General features: G+C 36.3%; 20 protein-coding genes. 14 read left to right on the top strand and 6 right to left on the bottom strand.

The genetic code is table 11. From position 1 onward, the window contains the following. Positions 1-92: 92 nt before the first annotated feature. The 13 genes from fliF to fliR all read left to right on the top strand — a co-directional run bounded on the left by fliF (position 93) and on the right by fliR (position 10,943). The gene (gene fliF, locus ACGH6R_RS08565) at positions 93-1,835 is read left to right on the top strand and encodes a flagellar basal-body MS-ring/collar protein FliF (RefSeq protein ID WP_411599431.1); all 1,743 of its coding nucleotides are present in this window, start codon (positions 93-95) and stop codon (positions 1,833-1,835) included. Beyond that, positions 1,832-2,830: a flagellar motor switch protein FliG gene (gene fliG, locus ACGH6R_RS08560; RefSeq protein ID WP_220216119.1), complete on the top strand. Its 999-nt coding sequence runs from the start codon at positions 1,832-1,834 to the stop codon at positions 2,828-2,830. Before fliF ends, fliG begins: the two co-directional genes overlap by 4 nt. After that, entirely contained in the window at positions 2,814-3,581 is a 768-nt protein-coding gene (locus ACGH6R_RS08555) for a flagellar assembly protein FliH (RefSeq protein WP_267378486.1), read from the top strand. Before fliG ends, ACGH6R_RS08555 begins: the two co-directional genes overlap by 17 nt. After that, on the top strand, positions 3,577-4,959 hold the full coding sequence (fliI, locus tag ACGH6R_RS08550) for a flagellar protein export ATPase FliI (protein WP_411597055.1): 1,383 nt from the start codon (positions 3,577-3,579) through the stop codon (positions 4,957-4,959). The genes ACGH6R_RS08555 and fliI overlap by 5 nt, the downstream gene beginning before the upstream one ends. Positions 4,960-4,968: 9 nt before the next feature. Continuing rightward, positions 4,969-5,433 carry a flagellar export protein FliJ gene (fliJ, locus tag ACGH6R_RS08545; RefSeq protein ID WP_267349957.1) on the top strand — a complete coding sequence of 155 codons (465 nt, stop codon included), beginning with the start codon at positions 4,969-4,971 and terminating at the stop codon, positions 5,431-5,433. Then, the gene (locus ACGH6R_RS08540) at positions 5,423-6,571 is read left to right on the top strand and encodes a flagellar hook-length control protein FliK (RefSeq protein ID WP_411599430.1); all 1,149 of its coding nucleotides are present in this window, start codon (positions 5,423-5,425) and stop codon (positions 6,569-6,571) included. The genes fliJ and ACGH6R_RS08540 overlap by 11 nt, the downstream gene beginning before the upstream one ends. A gap of 179 nt (positions 6,572-6,750) precedes the next feature. After that, positions 6,751-7,218 (top strand): flagellar basal body-associated FliL family protein, encoded by a 468-nt coding sequence (locus ACGH6R_RS08535; RefSeq protein WP_411599428.1) that lies wholly within the window; start codon positions 6,751-6,753, stop codon positions 7,216-7,218. A 5-nt stretch (positions 7,219-7,223) separates the two neighbouring features. Continuing rightward, positions 7,224-8,261, top strand: coding sequence for a flagellar motor switch protein FliM (fliM, locus tag ACGH6R_RS08530; protein WP_267349963.1), 1,038 nt, complete (start codon positions 7,224-7,226; stop codon positions 8,259-8,261). After that, positions 8,254-8,634: a flagellar motor switch protein FliN gene (fliN, locus tag ACGH6R_RS08525; protein WP_267360979.1), complete on the top strand. Its 381-nt coding sequence runs from the start codon at positions 8,254-8,256 to the stop codon at positions 8,632-8,634. The genes fliM and fliN overlap by 8 nt, the downstream gene beginning before the upstream one ends. A 20-nt stretch (positions 8,635-8,654) precedes the next feature. Further along, positions 8,655-9,077, top strand: a complete 423-nt coding sequence (fliO, locus tag ACGH6R_RS08520) for a flagellar biosynthetic protein FliO (protein WP_411599426.1) — start codon at positions 8,655-8,657, stop codon at positions 9,075-9,077. Positions 9,078-9,083: 6 nt separating this feature from the next. Further along, entirely contained in the window at positions 9,084-9,836 is a 753-nt protein-coding gene (gene fliP / locus ACGH6R_RS08515) for a flagellar type III secretion system pore protein FliP (protein WP_324101200.1), read from the top strand. 37 nt (positions 9,837-9,873) lie between these two features. Continuing rightward, positions 9,874-10,143 (top strand): flagellar biosynthesis protein FliQ, encoded by a 270-nt coding sequence (gene fliQ, locus ACGH6R_RS08510; protein ID WP_267349969.1) that lies wholly within the window; start codon positions 9,874-9,876, stop codon positions 10,141-10,143. A gap of 5 nt (positions 10,144-10,148) precedes the next feature. Beyond that, entirely contained in the window at positions 10,149-10,943 is a 795-nt protein-coding gene (gene fliR / locus ACGH6R_RS08505; protein ID WP_267349970.1) for a flagellar biosynthetic protein FliR, read from the top strand. Between the two features lie 203 nt (positions 10,944-11,146). Here the strand turns inward: fliR and def are convergent, their stop codons facing one another. Beyond that, positions 11,147-11,659, bottom strand: a complete 513-nt coding sequence (def, locus tag ACGH6R_RS08500) for a peptide deformylase (protein WP_267349971.1) — start codon at positions 11,657-11,659, stop codon at positions 11,147-11,149. Positions 11,660-11,808: 149 nt separating this feature from the next. Between def and dprA the strand changes: the two genes are divergently transcribed. Next, complete coding sequence (dprA, locus tag ACGH6R_RS08495) at positions 11,809-12,912, top strand: DNA-processing protein DprA (RefSeq protein WP_411599423.1); 1,104 nt, start codon at positions 11,809-11,811, stop codon at positions 12,910-12,912. Between the two features lie 81 nt (positions 12,913-12,993). Here dprA and rraA read toward each other — a convergent pair whose 3' ends face one another. The 5 genes from rraA to ACGH6R_RS08470 all read right to left on the bottom strand — a co-directional run bounded on the left by rraA (position 12,994) and on the right by ACGH6R_RS08470 (position 17,939). Then, complete coding sequence (rraA, locus tag ACGH6R_RS08490; protein WP_065558104.1) at positions 12,994-13,485, bottom strand: ribonuclease E activity regulator RraA; 492 nt, start codon at positions 13,483-13,485, stop codon at positions 12,994-12,996. Positions 13,486-13,574: 89 nt separating this feature from the next. Continuing rightward, positions 13,575-14,471 (bottom strand): 1,4-dihydroxy-2-naphthoate polyprenyltransferase, encoded by an 897-nt coding sequence (locus ACGH6R_RS08485; RefSeq protein ID WP_411599421.1) that lies wholly within the window; start codon positions 14,469-14,471, stop codon positions 13,575-13,577. Positions 14,472-14,666: 195 nt separating this feature from the next. Beyond that, positions 14,667-15,830: an ABC transporter permease gene (locus ACGH6R_RS08480; RefSeq protein WP_411599502.1), complete on the bottom strand. Its 1,164-nt coding sequence runs from the start codon at positions 15,828-15,830 to the stop codon at positions 14,667-14,669. A 16-nt stretch (positions 15,831-15,846) separates the two neighbouring features. Next, positions 15,847-16,986 (bottom strand): ABC transporter permease, encoded by a 1,140-nt coding sequence (locus ACGH6R_RS08475; RefSeq protein ID WP_065558102.1) that lies wholly within the window; start codon positions 16,984-16,986, stop codon positions 15,847-15,849. After that, a complete protein-coding gene (locus ACGH6R_RS08470) occupies positions 16,968-17,939 on the bottom strand; it encodes an HlyD family secretion protein (RefSeq protein ID WP_065558101.1) in 972 nt (323 codons plus the stop codon). The genes ACGH6R_RS08475 and ACGH6R_RS08470 overlap by 19 nt, the downstream gene beginning before the upstream one ends. Between the last annotated feature and the right edge of the window lie 264 nt (positions 17,940-18,203).

Below are 18,203 nucleotides of genomic sequence, written 5' to 3'. Positions count from 1 at the left end.
GAAAATCCTTTTCTTTTTTAGCTATTGATTTTTCTAAATACACAGATAATAAACTCTAGAATTCATCTAATTAGTTTAGAATTAGGATATTTATGACTAGCCAAACTGTCGGTAAAAAAGGCGAATCAATATTAAATAAGTTACCTTTTATCAATCAATTAAAACAAAATCCAAAAATGCTGCTACTTATTGCCGGCGTGGTAATATTAGCCATCTTAAGTATGACTTACTTATGGATGAAAAATGACGATTATGGGGTTTTGTTTAGTAATGTAAGCGACAAAGATGGCGGTGAAATCATTAGTCAATTGGATAAGATGAATATTCCTTATAAATTCACATCATCTGGTTCAACCATCTTAATTCCTGAAGAAAAAGTTTACGATACGCGTTTACGCATTGCTCAACTTGGATTACCAAAAGGGGGCGCCGTTGGCTTTGAATTGCTTGATAAAGAAAGTTTTGGGATGAGCCAATTTAACGAGCAGATCAATTATCAACGTGCTTTAGAAGGTGAACTATCCCGAACAATTTCAATCATTAGTAGTATTGATGATGCCAGAGTGCATTTAGCTATGCCTAAACCCTCATTATTTGTCAGAGAACGAAAATTTCCTTCAGCTTCTGTCGCATTAACCTTATTACCCGGTCGTAGTCTATCACAACGTCAAATTGATGCCATTATTCACCTTATTTCAAGTAGTGTACCGGAATTACAAGCCGATAAAGTTACCATTATCGATCAGCATGGTAATTTACTTACGGGTGAAAATTATCGTGATAAAACATTTAATGTTGCTCATTTAGAATTTAGTGAACGCATTGAAAATAGCGTTCGTGAGCGTGTGGAAAAAATTATTATTCCGATTTTAGGTAAAAAAAATGTCATGGTACAAGTCAATGCTGATATTGACTTTAGTCGACAAGAAACGACATCGGAAACCTTTGATCCAAATAGTGATATCGCTAACCAAACTATTCGCAGTAAACAGCGAATCGAAAATCGTCAAGTGGGTAATAATGCGGGCATAGGCGGCGTGCCCGGTGCACTATCTAATCAACCTACGCCAACCGCAAGTGCATCAATTGATGAACAACCTGAATCAAAAGAACAAGATGATAAACAAAAAATCTATAATTTACAGTCAAATAACACTTTAAATTACGAAGTTAACCGGCAAGTTGTTCACAGTAAGATACCCGAAGGCAGAATCAAACGTTTATCGGTTGCCGTGTTAGTCAATTATAAATATGTCGATCCAGATGCTAATCATTCAGATTCCGATGTGAATAATGTGTCTGCAACATCTGAAACAGACGAAAAACCAAATGAAGCCAACAACAATACGCCACAATGGGTCAAACTGGATAATGAAGAGCTAAAAAATATTGAAGCGTTAGCTCGTCAAGCAATGGGATATTCCGATTTACGCGGCGATACCTTAACTGTAGCTAATTTAAAATTTAGTGATCAACTTGATGATGAAAATGACGGATTGGCATTTTGGGAAACTCACCAATTTTATGAAAACACTAAAACAGGCATTAAATATCTGATCTATATTTTCATTGCGTGGATAATTTGGCGCAAAGTATTACGTAATGTTTGGATGAAGTTACAACGACAATACTTTAGTACACCAGATAATACATCAGATACCCAAACAAGTATTGATGAAAAATTAGATTACAAAGCGCACAGTAAACAACAACAGAAGATATTTGAAGATAATATGCAACAACAGCAGTACATCCGTAAAATTGTTGAGAAGGATCCACGTGTTATGGCGTTAATTATTCGCAGCTGGATCAGTAAAGAGGACAGCAACGAATGAATTTAAATGAATCACAAAAAGCCGCAACAGTTTTAATGGTGTTAGGTGAAGAAATCGCTGCACAAGTGATGCAATATCTCAATCCTAAAGAGGTGCAACAAATCAGTAGTGCGATGATGTCTTTGCCACAGCTTTCACAAGAACAGTTAAAAGGTATTCTTAATGAATGCCAAAAAACACTAGAAGAGTGTGCGGTACTTAATACAGATACCAATGGCTACTTACGTTCAGTATTAGAAAAATCTATTGGTAGTGAAAAAGCTGGTCGTTTACTCGATGAGCTGTTAGGAAAAGATATTGAAGAAGCCACCGACGGTCTTGAAATGCTTAATTTTGTTGATGCTGCTCGAGCTGTTGATTTGGTTAAAAAAGAACATCCACAAATTATTGCCACTATTTTAGTCCATTTACACCGAGATTTAGCGGCGGAAATTCTTAATCTATTTGATGACGATTTACGTAATGATGTAATGTTACGTATTGCCACCTTTGGTGGTGTTGAACCTTCAGCACTCCGATTATTATCTACGTCATTATCAACATTATTACACGGACAAAATATTAAACTTAATAACTTAGGCGGAATCAGAACCGCAGCCGAAATCATTAACTTAATGAAGAGCCAACAAGAAGAGTTGGTTATCAACGCATTACGCGATTACGACAATGAACTTGCACAGAAAATTATTGATGAAATGTTCTTGTTTGAAAATCTGGTTGAAGTGGATGATAGAAGCATCCAACGTCTACTTAAAGATGTCGATAACGAGACGCTCATTATTGCCTTAAAAGGTGCATCAATTGCATTACGTGATAAGTTACTTAGCAACATGTCACAACGCGCAGCCTCTATTTTACGTGAAGATCTTGAAAACAGACCGCCGGTGCGCTTATCACAAGTGGAAACGGAGCAGAAGAAAATCTTGGTTATTGCGCGTCGTTTAGCTGAAACCGGTGAAGTTATCTTAAGTAGCGGTGATGACGAATATGTGTAATAGTTCAGATAAATTAAGCTGGGAACCGCTCTGTTTTCAGGATTTATCGTCATCAGACTTTTCACCATTAACGCAACAATCTATGGCTACTCAGGTTGACGAAGTAGAAAGTGAGCCTGAGCCAGAACACATAGATGTTGTACCGGCTCCCTCTATCAGTGAAGAAGAGTTAGAACTGTTAAAGCAAGAAGCAAAATCACAAGCCTATCAAGAAGGATTCGAACAAGGTCATAAAGAGGGCTTTGAGAATGGCAAACAATCTGGGTATGACCAAGGATATTTAGTTGGTCAACAGCAAGGTCGTGAACAGATTGAACAACAACTTGATGATGAAAAAAAGCAAGCTGTTCAAGCTATCACACACTTAATCAACAATTTTGAGCAATCCATTAAAGAGATTGACGAATTAATTGTGCCTCAATTATTTGATTTGGCATTAGTTGCAGCACAAAAAACGGTTGGTAGCCTATCTAAAGTTAAACAAAAGCAATTAATGCACACGATTAATCAATTAGTTGAACAATGTTCTATGTTATCTGATCCAATCGTATTACACCTTAACCCTGCTGATTTACGCTGGTTAGAACCGATGTTAAATGATGATATTAATCCACACCAATGGCAATTTATTGCTGATGCAAATGTTGAAGAAGGCGGATGTAAATTATTGACAGATACCAACGAAGTGAATAGCAATATTAATCAACATTGGCAAATGATGTCTGATCACTTACAAGGCGAGAACCATTAACGTGCGATACTCAAGTCAATGGTCAACCAAACTCCTTCAAGCAACAAACCAGCTTAAAGATTTATCATTGATTCGTCATTATGGTCGATTAGTAAAAGCGTCTGGGCTAGTCCTTGAAGCAGTCGGATTAAAATTACCATTAGGCTCTAACTGTTATATTGAAAGACAGTGCCAAGGTCATATTGATGCCGTTGAATGCGAAGTGGTAGGGTTTAATGCACATACACTTTACCTAATGCCATTCGAATCCACTGACGGTATTTTACTGGGCGCAAGAGTGTACACCGCACAATACGATTTAGCCCATTTTAGTCACAAATTATTACCGGTTGGTATGACGTTATTGGGGCGAGTTGTTGACGCAATGGGAAAACCGTTAGACGGAAAACCCTTACCGGAAAATGTCGAGTATCAAGGCTTATCGAGTAAAACACTCAATCCATTACAACGTACGCCCATTCATCAAGTGCTCGATGTAGGGGTTAGAGCAATCAATGCTCTACTCACCGTTGGGCAAGGACAGCGAATGGGGTTATTTGCCGGTTCGGGCGTCGGTAAAAGTGTGTTACTCGGTATGATGGCACGCTACACCCAAGCAGATGTTATTGTCGTTGGTTTAATCGGCGAACGGGGACGAGAAGTTAAAGACTTTATCGAAAATATTTTAGGCGAAGAAGGACTGTCACGCGCTGTCGTGGTAGCAGCGCCAGCGGATGTATCACCATTATTACGTTTACAAGGGGCGACTTACGCCACCAAAATTGCGGAATCTTTTCGTGAACAAGGGTTAAATGTCCTTTTAATTATGGATTCGCTCACTCGCTATGCAATGGCGCAGCGTGAAATTGCCTTAGCTATCGGTGAGCCACCAGCGACGAAAGGTTATCCCCCTTCGGTATTTGCTAAATTACCCGCTCTGGTTGAAAGAGCCGGTAATGATAATCATGGTAAAGGCGCAATTACCGCATTTTATACCGTTTTAACCGAAGGAGATGATCAACAAGATCCGATTGCTGATTCAGCCCGGGCTATTTTAGACGGGCACATCGTACTTTCACGCTCACTTGCTGAATCGGGTCATTATCCAGCTATTGATATAGAAGCCTCCATTAGCCGTGTTATGACGGATCTCACCGCGCCTGAAGATGAGAAAAAATCACGTCTGTTCAAACAACTGTTTTCGAGCTTTCAACGTAATCGTGATTTAATCAATGTTGGTGCTTATGTCGCCGGTACTGATCCTTTATTAGATAAAGCAATTACGCTATTTCCGGCTATGCAAACCTTTTTACAGCAAGGGATTAATGAACATTGTAGTTATCAAGAAGCCTATCAACAGCTAGTTGCAATTGTTGATCCTAACGCCATGGGATCGTAAGGAAGTATCATGAACAATAAAAATTCGACACAACATGCTTTTTTAACCTTAAAACAGTTAGCACAAAAATCGATTGATGATAGTTTAATTCGATTAAAAAAAGCAAACGAAAGTCATCAACAAGCACAATCACAACTTAAGGTACTTAATGATTATTACGCTGAATATCAACAGCAATTAAATAGCGCTTTATCGAATGGTATTAAAGGATGCGAATTAACTAATTTTACCGCATTTATAGCCAATATTGAGCAAGGTATCGAACAACAAAAAAAATTGCTACTCACATTAGCGATTAAACAACAACAGATAACCAACGAACTTAATCAATCCAATAAAAGTTTGAATACCTATACCACGTTATTAGAAAAACAGCACAAAAAGCAATTACAACTTCAAAATCGAATACAGCAAAAAATGACGGATGAATTTGCCCAGCAACAGTTATCAAGGAGAGTATTACATGAATATTAATTTAAATAGTGATATGCAATTAATATCAACGAATCTATCAAAACAACTTGATGAGGAAGCTAATGTGAATGATGCGAATCTTTTTCAGCAGTTATTGGCTGACAATGAAAAGCCGTTATCGCATCCAGAACAGCCAAACAACCTAAATCAAATTGACTATGAGGGATGTGAATTTGATGATCAAAACAATAGTCTTGATGGATTAATCTTCCCTGTTTTCCCTTATGATACCAGTATGATTCAATCGGAAATGCGTGACAAATTACCGGCAAGTCATCTTTCATATCATCTTAATAGTGCAATCAATAGATTAAATTCTTTCGCATCAGACATCACTGATGACGATCAACGATTACCCGTTAATAGCCTTGATGAGCGTGAAGCAATAATCGATGAACTTTCATTGCAAAACAATATGGCAATAAAGGGAAGTAACCCACATCATTTTAGTGCAAACTTAAATAACACTGAAATAGCCACTTTGAAAAAGAGTTCAAATCGTCAATTATCAGCCGTCGCAACTAATTGTTTTCCGTTGAATAATGCTAGAGCAGAATTACAAAACCAACAACGTCATGTTTCGATACAGCAGTTCACAAGCGATATGACTATCCATCAAGAGACAGCAATAACCACATTGTCGCATGGACAAGATCCAACAGGGGTAATGTTGACGCCTGCAAAAATCACCACGTCGATAAACTTGCCTGTCGCAGTCACAAATCAACAATGGCCGTCATCACTTACTGAGCAGATCATCATGTTTAACCGGCAAGGAATTCAAACGGCGAATATTAAACTTAATCCTCAAGAGCTAGGTTCATTACATATAAAACTGGATATGATAGAGGATAAAATGAACTTGCATATGATGGCTGCTCACGCCGTAGTCAAAAGCGTTTTAGAATCTGCCTTACCCTATTTGAAAAGTTCTCTTGAAGAGCAAGGTATCACACTAGAGCAAGCCGATATTAGTGACTTTTCAATGATGAATGATGCTGATCAGTCGGCGCAATATCAACAAACAAAGAATCGTCAAACACCAATAATCGAACATTCAAATGTCATTGAGGAAATTCATCAACCTAGTCAGGTTAGTTACCATTTGGCAAAATCGGGGTTGAGTATATTTGCGTAAAGCTGAGTAAGGCATTGCATTTATTTTTTTAAATGATGAGCAAATAAAAAGGCTGAATAGGTGATATTTTTATCGCCTATTCTTCAAATCAATTCTGTCAGCTTGATCTATTATTCTTGTATTTTTAACCATTCAATTGGTTATTATTTTTCCAAATTTTAACTGAGATAAGAATAAACATGCCAACTTCCAAGAAAAAAGTGAGTATTTTAAACCTAATACTTATTATCATTACAATGTTAGCATTAGCAACAACTGCCTATTTATGGTTCCAAAATCAGTCTAAAAATACAATTAAAGCTAAAGAAGAGCCACCTGTTTTATCACCGGTATTTTTAACACTAAAACCGTTTACAATTTCATTACCCACCTCAGAAGATAGTGTTGAAATTAATAAAATTCTTTATGTTGGTATGGTATTACGCGTGGCAGATGAAGAACAAAAATCAGTACTTTTAGAATATTTACCAGAAGTCAGAAGCGATGTATTACTGTTAACGTCTAAACAATATGTCAATAATTTAAAGCTTGAAACAGGTAAACTTGATTTACAAGAGCAAATCAAAGTCGCTCTATCCAGACAATACGATCCTAAACATTCAGTGAAGGTGGATGAAGTATTGTTTACCGATTTTATCATACGGTGATTACCATGCCGGATAAGCAAGCGCCTACGCCCAATATGAATAAGTCTTCTGATAGCTTACCACCGTCTGAAGACAAACCAATGACAACAAATAAGAAAGATCCTGACAATCATATATCATCAAAAAAAATTGAAGTTAAACCTTATGATTTGTCAGTCAAACATAGTTTTATTCCTGAACGTTTAACTGCGTTAGAAATTGTGAATGAGCGCTTTGCTCGTCAATTTAGAATAGGTTTATTTAACTTATTAAGACGGAATACGGATGTCATTGCCTCACCGATTGAACCTCAAACTTTTAAAGAGTTTTCACAGATTTCAGCGGCTAACCATTTAAATCTTGTGCACCTCAATCCATTGCGAGGTTCAAGCTTATTTGCGTTTTCGCCTGAGATTGTTTATACCGTGGTTGATACTTTATTTGGTGGGGATGGCCATGCTTCGCAACTCGATACAGAAGAACGGGAATTTACCCATACCGAACAGCAAATTATTAAACGCGTACTCGAACTAGCGTTAACGTTTTATCAAAATGCCTGGACAGATATATATTCAATTGAAACTGAATACATTCGTTCAGAAATACAGAGCAAATTCACCAATATCACAAGTTCACCGGATGATGTCGTTTTAACATCAAACTTTAAAGTTGAAATTGGTAACTCTAAAACCACGTTCAGTATCTGTATTCCTTATTCAATGGTTGAACCCATTAAAGAGTTACTGATAAAACCACCGATTGAGCAACAAACGCATCAAGATGATAACATTTGGATGAGTTCTTTAACCAGTGGCATCAAACAATCTACCGTCGAGTTAGTTGCTAACTTTACGACAATTCAAACAACAGTAGACAAACTACTTGCGCTCAAAGTAGATAATATTTTAGTAATCGAAAAACCAACTCTTCTTGATGTTACTGTCGGGGGTGTACCTATATTAAAAGGTCACTATGGAAAAACCCATAAACAATATGCTATTCAAGTAGAACAAGTAATTAATCCTGTATTAGAACAATTGAATGAAGGGGAATTCAATGACTGATAACAAACAAAATAATGACGAAAACCAAGCGAATGATACGCTCAATGATGAACTCATCGCCAAAGAAGCCATTTTTGAAACACTTTCACCTAATCATACAGAAGATAAAAAACAAGATATCAATCTTATTTTAGATATTCCTGTTCATTTAAGTGTCGAACTTGGTCGAACTAAAATGACAATCAAAGATTTACTCAATCTTACTCAAGGATCAGTGATTGCGCTCGACGGACTTGCTGGCGAACCTTTAGATATTTTGATCAATGGTTATTTAATTGCGCAAGGCGAAATTGTCGTTGTTGGTGATAATTACGGTGTCCGTATTACCGATATTATTACTCCTTCCGAGCGTGTGCGCAGACTGAGCCGTTAATGGCGATAAACCTAAAAAATATGACGAAGATCTCAACCTCAAGTACCCAAACTATCACGAGCAATACTGTATCGTCATCATCTGAATTAAATCTTTACAGTCAAATGGGCACATCAATTGGCACGGCGCTAATTGGTGTCATTTTTATGATTCTATTGTTAGGTTGGATAGTTAAACGTCTGGGTCATAATAAGAAACGTAATGCATTTATTGATGTTAAAGCAACGCATTGCATTAGTCCAAAAGAACGAATCATGTTAGTTGAGGTGGATAAGCAATTATTGGTTGTCGGTATCACTTCGCATCATATGACGTTGCTACATACCATTGATGAACAACGTGCCGAAAAATTATTATCACAATCAACACCCGTTGCTAAATCAGCTGATAACAATGTGTTCAAGCAAATCTTGCAATCAGCGTTAAAAACGAAAAAGGAGTGATGCCTTGTGCGGTTAAAAATTTTTATATTGCTAACGACATTATTAAGCTTATTGTTTTTTAGCCGATTTTGTTTTGCCGATCCTTCATCACTCCCGTTTATGACTGAAACAATACAAAATGGTGAACATAGTTGGTCATTACCTGTTGAAACATTGGTATTTTTAACGTTACTCACGTTTATACCTGCTATTTTACTTTTGATGACCAGTTTTACTCGAATCATCATTGTATTGGGATTATTACGCAATGCGCTTGGCACGCAATCAGCCCCACCCAACCAAGTTATTTTGGGCATTGCACTATTTATGACATTTTTTATTATGTCACCGGTGATCGATAAAATTTATCAAGATGCTTATATTCCTTATTCACAAAATCAAATCACGATGCAAGAAGGCTTAACAACAGCTGCAAAGCCATTACGCGAATTTATGCTAAGCCAAACACGGGAAAATGATCTCGCCTTATTTATGAATATGTCTCATGTTAACGAAGTTGAAACACGAGAACAAGTGCCATTGAATGTACTAGTACCTGCCTTTGTCGTCAGTGAATTAAAAACAGCCTTTCAAATTGGTTTTACGATTTTTATTCCCTTTTTAGTCATTGATTTAGTTGTTGCAAGTACGTTAATGGCATTAGGCATGATGATGGTACCACCTGCAACCGTATCTCTACCATTCAAATTAATGTTGTTTGTTTTAGCGGATGGTTGGCATTTGTTACTAGGTTCACTGGCACAGAGCTTTTTTAGTTGAAAAACATAAATTCAAGATTCTTAAATTAAGGAAAATTATGTCACCTGATTCGATTAGTACGCTTGCTATTCAAGCTATCAAAGTCGCAGCCTCACTTGCTGGCCCTTTACTTTTAGCTGCATTGGTGACCGGCTTGATTATTAGTTTATTACAAGCTGCAACACAAATTAACGAAATGACCTTATCTTTCATTCCTAAAATTTTAGCGGTAATTGTCGTCTTAATTGTTTTAGGGCCGTCAATGCTATCAACAATGACTGACTATATTAAAATTGTTATTACCAATATTCCAAATCTAACCAGCTAAATTTAATGGAATTTGATATTAATTATCTATTTGATATTGATTTTTTTTCTTGGGTCAAAAACTCGTTTTTACCGTTTGTACGTATTTTAGCACTAATAATGGTCGCTCCCATTACTGGCGAAAAAGAAGTACCTAACCGCGTCAAAATTGGTTTAGCTTTACTCATTGCACTTTTGTTACCATTACCCCCGACCGATGAGCCTGTAACACTCTATTCATTAATGGGTATTTGGATGATTGCGCAGCAAGTTATCATCGGTGTATTAATGGGTCTTGCTATGCAACTTGCCTTTATGACCATGAGAGTAGCTGGTGAATTAATTGGTATGCAAATGGGGCTTGGCATGGCTACTTTTTTTGATCCTATTGGTGGGCCATCTACATCGGTATTATCACGTTTCACCAATATCATCGCTTTGTTAATTTTTCTTAGTTTAGATTGTCATTTATGGTTATTGTATGGACTAGCCAATAGTTTTGATATCATTCCAATAACAACTTTACCGTTAAAAGCAAATGGCGTTCTTACTTTGATTGATATCAGCCGATTACTATTTATTAATGGGATAATGTTAGCATTACCCTTAATGGCTTTGTTGTTAATTATCAATATGGCGTTAGGGCTATTAAATAGAATGACTCCTCAACTATCCATTTTTGTTATTGGTTATCCCCTAACCTTATTATTAGGGTTAATCATGCTCACATATTTAATGTCGATGTTACCCGCTTTTGCCGAGTTTGTGTTTGAACAGATATTTGAATATATATCAACAATGCTAATAGCATTAGTCGGTTAAATAATTTAAGCAAAGTATCCTAAAAGGGGCGATAAAACAGTTATTGCATATTGTAATTTATATAGATGAAAGATCGTTCTAAGTAATAAAACTCTCGGAGAGAAACCTTTTGACGGTTGGTTAAAATAAAAAATATTTATGCGGTAGTTTAACAAATTGAATCGGTATCTTCAGTTAAATTACCACATAAATTATCATTATTTTTATCTACTTTTAAGCTCTTCTCGAGCCATTTTTTTCATTTTTTGTTCGATTCGTTGACGTTTTAAAGGAGAAAGATAGTCAACAAATAGCTTACCTTTTAAATGATCCATTTCATGTTGAATGCATATCGCAAGAAGTTCATCGGCATCAATTTGGTAAGGGTTTCCATTGCGATCGAGCGCTTTAATCTTAATTTTTTCAGCTCTTGGTACAAATCCTCGACAATCTGGAATGGATAAACAACCCTCTTCTATGCCTGTCTCCCCTTCCTGGCTAATCACTTCTGGGTTAATGATTACATAAACATTGCTACGATCTTCTGTTACATCAATGACAATAATTTGTTCATGCACATTAACTTGAGTGGCGGCAAGTCCAATACCATTATGCTCATACATGGTCTCAATCATATTATCTATAATGGTTTGTAGTTCGGGTGTAAATGCTGTCACTGGTTTTGCAACTTTGCGTAATCGCTCATCAGGAAAACGTAATACCGGTAAAATAGCCATAATTTCTTCGATCTACTCCTCAATTGTCAGGTTTTTCAGATTTAAATACATTGTAAACATTTATGATGCTGGTGAATAGCATTTGTTAGCTATTGATAAAATATATCTCACCAATTCACGAAACCACACTTTTATAAAATGATAAAACAATGATGAGTAAATATGAGTTCTTATTACGAATTTCAATGCTGGGACAAGAAAAACGTGCCATTTTAAAAAAAATGAGTCAGTTTTTTAAAAATGGATTGCCAAATACAATCAATAATGTTGCATTTTTTCTCGAAAAGCTTGGATTGAATGAAATGCAACAAGAACGCTTTTTGACTACGTCATACCTTCATTTTGAACCTGTGCTTGATTGGCTCAATAGTGATGGTTTGCCTAAAACGCTTATTACCTATTGTGATCCAGATTATCCACCACTACTCAAACAAATTAGCGCATCGCCTTTATTACTTTTTGTTATGGGGAATAAACAGTTACTGCAAACACCTCAAATTGCCATGGTCGGTAGCCGTCAATTTAGTGAATATGGTGCACAATGGGGACGCTATTTTGCGGGGGAATTGGCAGTAAATGGTTTAACAGTAACTAGCGGTTTAGCGTTGGGACTAGATGCAATTTGTCATCGAGGCGCATTAGAGGTATCGGGCGATACTATAGCCGTTTTAGGAAGTGGGCTTGCTAAAATAGCACCGAGATCAAACTTAAAACTTGCCCATGATATTTTGGCACAAAATGGCGCTTTAGTTTCTGAATTTTTTCCTTTTGAAGTAGCAAGAACAGAATATTTTCCAAGACGAAACCGGATAATAAGCGGATTAAGTCTGGGTACTTTTGTGGTTGAAGCTTCGGAAAAAAGTGGCTCATTGATTACTGCGCGTTATGCCTTAGAACAAAATCGAGATGTATTTGCTTTACCCGGTGAAATTAATAACGAAAACAGTCGTGGTACGCATGCTTTAATTCAGCAAGGAGCCTATTTAGTCACAAAACCAACTGATATTTTAGAGCATTATTCTCATTATCTATCAACTATCAAGCCATTAACGTCGCAATCTGTAAAATTCGTTGAAACTATTTTATATCCTGAAATTTTTGCTTTAATTCGTCATCAACCTATTCCGGTTGATATTATTGCTCAACAGTTAAATTTATCGATCCCTGATTTGGCAACTAAATTGTTAGATATGGAGCTTGCTGGTTTAATTAAGACGGTAACAGGTGGGTATATTCGTAACGTTACGGTTTAATTTAGTTATATTTTACAGCCATACTATTTTTAACATCAAACATCCGCCGATTAAGATCAGCGGATGAACACAAGTTATAAGCTATTCTTCGTCGATTTCTAAGGCAATTTCCGACAAAATAATTCCGGTGTTATCGGCATAAACAAAATCACCAGAAAAGAAGGTCACCCCCCCAAAATTGACTCTAATGTCTACTTCGCCAATACCTTGATCTTCTGCACCTACGGGTATCGCCGCTAACGCTTGAATACCAATATCTGCTTCTGCCAGATAATCTACTTGTCGAACCGCGCCATAAACAATGATGCCTTCCCACTGATTTTGAACAGCAATATCAATCAGTTCTGCATCAATCAATGCTCGACGAACCGATCCTCCGCCATCAATAACTAGAATTTTACCTGCACCATTAGATTGCAAGATTTCGTATAATAATCCGTTATCTTCAAAACATTTAACTGTTACGGCTTGACCTGAAAATGATGCAACCCCACCAAAATTAGTGAAAATTGGTTCTACTACGTTAACATCTTCCGGATAATAATCACAAAGAATTGAAGTATCAAACTCCATTGCCAAGCCTCCTTTAGCCTTTATATTTTAGTTTATCTAGTATAACGCTTACATAGCGTTACAAGATACCGAATTTAAATAAACGTGAGCTAGTTCAAAATAATTCCCAAACAATAAAGTAAATTAGTGAATAATGCAAGTTTGACCATCTGTAATAATAAAGGGATAGCATCCTTAGCTACCTTAAATCGAAAAACAGCATAAATATGGTAAATAAATAGCGGTAGCGTTATCAAAAATAACCACCGCCAAATGGTATGTAACTGATGACTAGCAAAAAGTGCCAATAAAATAAATGCAGTCACAATTAGAAATAGATGATAAAAGCGAGCTTTGGTTTGTCCCATTAACACCACTAACGTACGCTTATGGCAATTTCGATCGCTATCAATATCACGTAAATTGTTAATATTGAGTACGGCCACTGACAACAATCCACAACCTAAAGCAGGTAGAATAATTAAATTTGATAATGATTTTGTTTGCAGGTAGTAACTTCCTATTACACCAACTAGCCCAAAAAATATTAAAACGGATAAATCGCCAAAGCCACTATAGCCATAAGGCTTGTTGCCAATAGTATAGGTAATAGCAGCAATAATAGATAGCAAGCCTAATAATATAAAACTGAATAATTCATATCGGTTGCTGCAAGCTACAAGTAATAGACATAGCCCGGATAAAATACAACAAATTATATTGATGATTAACGCTATTTTTAACTGTTTTAATGTGATTAACCCCAATTGAATACCACGAGTATGAGCGGTTATATTACATTTATCACTTCCTTTAACTGCATCACCGTAATCGTTAGCTAAATTTGACAGAATTTGTAACAATGAGGCAGTACTAATAGATAATAACATGATCCGATAATCAAATTGTTGTTGCCAATAAGCCAGCGCATTACCGACTAATATCGCACATAAAGAAAGGGGTAACGTTTTTAAGCGTAGACTAATAATCCATGGATAATATTTCATTCACTACAACACAAGATATCTATCTAAAACATTAGCAAAATATCATAACAGGAAAAACGAATAATTCGACTTTGATAATGAAAATCTTTTTTAATAATGCATTACGCAACTTAACATTCGTTAATTGTCATCATAACTACTAAGACAATTAACGAATTATTGGAAGCGGTTTGATGAATAAAAAGTTCAATAAGATTAAATCAACTGCCGTTTGAATTGTATTTTCGCTTTTCTCTTTCTGAAAAATTTACGTATTCGACCTTCTCTTAATGCAGCAATAAGAATGCCCATTATGCTGTATATCGCACCTAATAAGAGTATCATCAATATATTGTGCCAATTATCTGCTAGCCCAAGTCCCATTTGATTCACACCTGCAATCATGTTAGTCGCCCATGTTGACGGCAATAAATATGAGACAAATTGAACCCAATGAGGCATAGCATCAATTGGCCAAATGGTACCGGATAGATAAAACACAGGCGTCGTCAAAAATGCCAATGTCAGATATATCATTTCAGTTTTGCGCAAACACTCAGTCAACAATTTACTTAAACCCAAAGCACCGAGTAATAGTGGAAATGTCATGATTAGTATTTCAGTAAGGCTAGCTAACTGACGATAACCAAGTACCCAAGGCCATAATCCAAAAAGCACGATGGATAAAAAAAGCCAGATTGGTAATAAACCAAATAAGCTACCAAAAATTACAATTTTTGGCGGTTTTCCTTGTGGCAAGGAGTTTAACGTAATGTTAGTGCGTGTTGCAGCGATTAAAAATGAGTGCTGCAATAACATCACTAATAAGCCAGGAAAAGTGATGGCTGCAAAGCTTATGCCAGCATTGTATAGCGGTTCTGTTTGACCTTTAATTGGCGATAGTATGATGTCGATCTGTTTATCGGCAAATCCAGCATTTCGCATAATCCGTGTATTATATTGAGTTAATATTTGCTGATAGATTCCTCGAATATCCACCTGTATCAAACCATTAGCTAAACGACTTGAAGCATCACCATAGGCTGGTATTGTGACTTCTTCACCATTTAAGATCTTTTTTTCAAAATTTCTTGGAATAGTAAATACCGCAAACAGTTTACGATTATTGATATCATCATACGCTTGTAATGAATTTTCATAAGTAATGGCTTCAATCTTTGAACTGGTGTTTAAAGAACGTATTAGGCTTCGACTAGTCGCCGTATGATCTTGATCAACAATTGCTACCGGCAAATTTGTAATAGTGCCATTAATATAAACTAAACTCATCAAAGAAACCGATAAAAGTAATAATAACCACATCGGTCGCATTAACATGTAAAAGAATATTTTTATAAACGAAGACCAAAATATTTTAATCATCTTACTTATCCTCTTACTGTGAATGCAAACGTTTCACTAAACGTTTTCTGACTAACACGGTAATAATTATTGGATAGATCATTAAAATACCGCAGGTTTTTAATACTGAAAGATAACTTGAATGCCGTAAAAAAAGGTCAAATAACTTATTTAGCGCATAAGTTAGTGGCTCAAGGGATGAGATAAATCTGGCTATCCACGGCATTGAAAGTTCGGGTACAACAATACCTGAATAGGTTAATGCCAATCCGACTAGCACACCGATATAGGTATATGCATCAATAGCCGTTTTCGTAAAGGTATACAGTAAAATACCAATACTTTGTGCCGCTATGACATAAAAAAACACCACCGTCATCATCGCAAACGGGGATCCTGATACCCTGGCATGTGAAAACAAAACTAACATCGCAATTTCGAAAATGAGTAACATGGTATACCAAATGGTATACGGCGCTAATTTTCCAAGCACAAAGGGATAATTAGGGCGGGTTCGCTTAGGTAATTGCGACAGGATATAGATTGTTGTAGTAACAACAAATAATTGTAATAAATGTACAACCGCCGAAAACTGTTGGAAGTACATTGAGTTACCGCTAGCATTAAATAGCCCATCATAATTGAAATTCACTTTGGCAAGTGGGGGAACTGGTAACCCGACACTGGTCGCTAACGTTGTTCGATATTCAGTATTTAACGCCGCAATTAACCCCGAATAATCCATAATGGAGTATAACCCTGCACTGTAATATAACGCATTATAATAAAGCATCGGGGTAGGTTGACGACCAGATAAAACATCCGCTTCAAAATTGGGTGGAATATACAATATGGCATAAATTTTTGCTTCTTGTAAATCCCGTTCAGCCTCGGAAAGTTGGCTATCGTAATTAATCAGGTTGGCATGCGCACCCGCATTAAGATTACGCACAATTTCACGTGATAAAACACTTTTATCCTGATCGATATAGCCAACGGGTAAATCGAACAAAACACCGCGATAAAAGATACTACTGATTAAGACAAAAATAATCAGTGGTAAGATCCACATTAACCAATGAAAAGTGAACCGCTTGAATATTTGCGGCACTTCATCATTAAATGCATCTTTAAAACGTGTCCAAAAGTCCAACATTAATTGTCCAATTTCCATAAAGTACTCATACCCGCACGTAAACCTTCTACATGATGAATTGGATATAATCTGACTTCAAACGTTTTCAAATCAAAATCGCCCGTTGCACGAGTTGCACGCTTGGTTGCATAATCTCCCATTGGGGCAATGTAACGAACTTCTGCTTCGATTTCTTTATTTCCTAGTGCCGGCACTTCTAACTTAATACGATCCCCTTTGTGAACGTTCGGCATAATATTTTCTCGAAGATTAAACACAAAGTAGGCATCCGGTAATCGAATCACTGTTAATAGCGGACTATTCGCATTAAATAATTCCCCTACCTCAGCCGGTATTGAACCAATTTCACCACCAACAGGCGCTTTAACTTGAAGATCATCATATTGAATTTGTAATTGCTTGAGTTGCTCTTCTGCTTCTTTTAATTTGGCTGCATAAATTTCACGCTGTTCTATACGATCACCATTTTTAGCTTGATCTAAATTAGCCTGTGCAGATTGTACCTGTTGAAAAGCAGCATCACGTGTTTTTAATGCATTATCCAATATTGACTGTGATACAAACCCTTTTGCAGATATTGCTTTATTACGGTCATATTCTTTTGATGCATTATCATAAGCGACTTTTGCTTGTTCAAGTAATGCTTCGTAATAACGTATGCTTTCTTCACGCGTACCATGTTCGGAAAGTGCCACCTGAGCTTTAGCTTGATCTCGTGCGGCTTCAGCCGCTTTCACTTGCGCTAATAATTCAGGACTATCAAGCGTAATTAGAATATCATTAGGCTTTACATCATCACCCCGATTAACGTGAATAAGCTGAACACGCCCTTTGGCTTTTGAAGCCACACTGACATTCGGCGCATCAACCTCACCTTGAAGAATTAACTGGCTATTGTGTGAGCGTATTAGGATCGTCATTGAAATTAAAATAACGATTAACGCAATACTAATAAATATTTTTTTATTCATATAATTTTTTTTAAAGTGTGATGTTAAATGGATAAGATATCAAGATGTTTAGATAAATATTAATAGGATAACATACGTAAAAACTTATTTACTCATTATACGAAAAGTGCTTTATTCGTACAAGTTCACCTTCACTTTATTCCAAATAAAGGCATTAATTGTCTTCTATTTAATAAATATTAAACATTTTATTTTTAATAAAATAAATTATTTTCAATCATTGTAAATCAATATATTAATAGATTTTATTTATAATTGATATTA

Source organism: Gilliamella sp. CG13 (assembly GCF_046635805.1).
GTDB lineage: Bacteria > Pseudomonadota > Gammaproteobacteria > Enterobacterales > Orbaceae > Gilliamella > Gilliamella apicola_I.
This window is presented reverse-complemented; position numbering and strand designations above follow the sequence as displayed.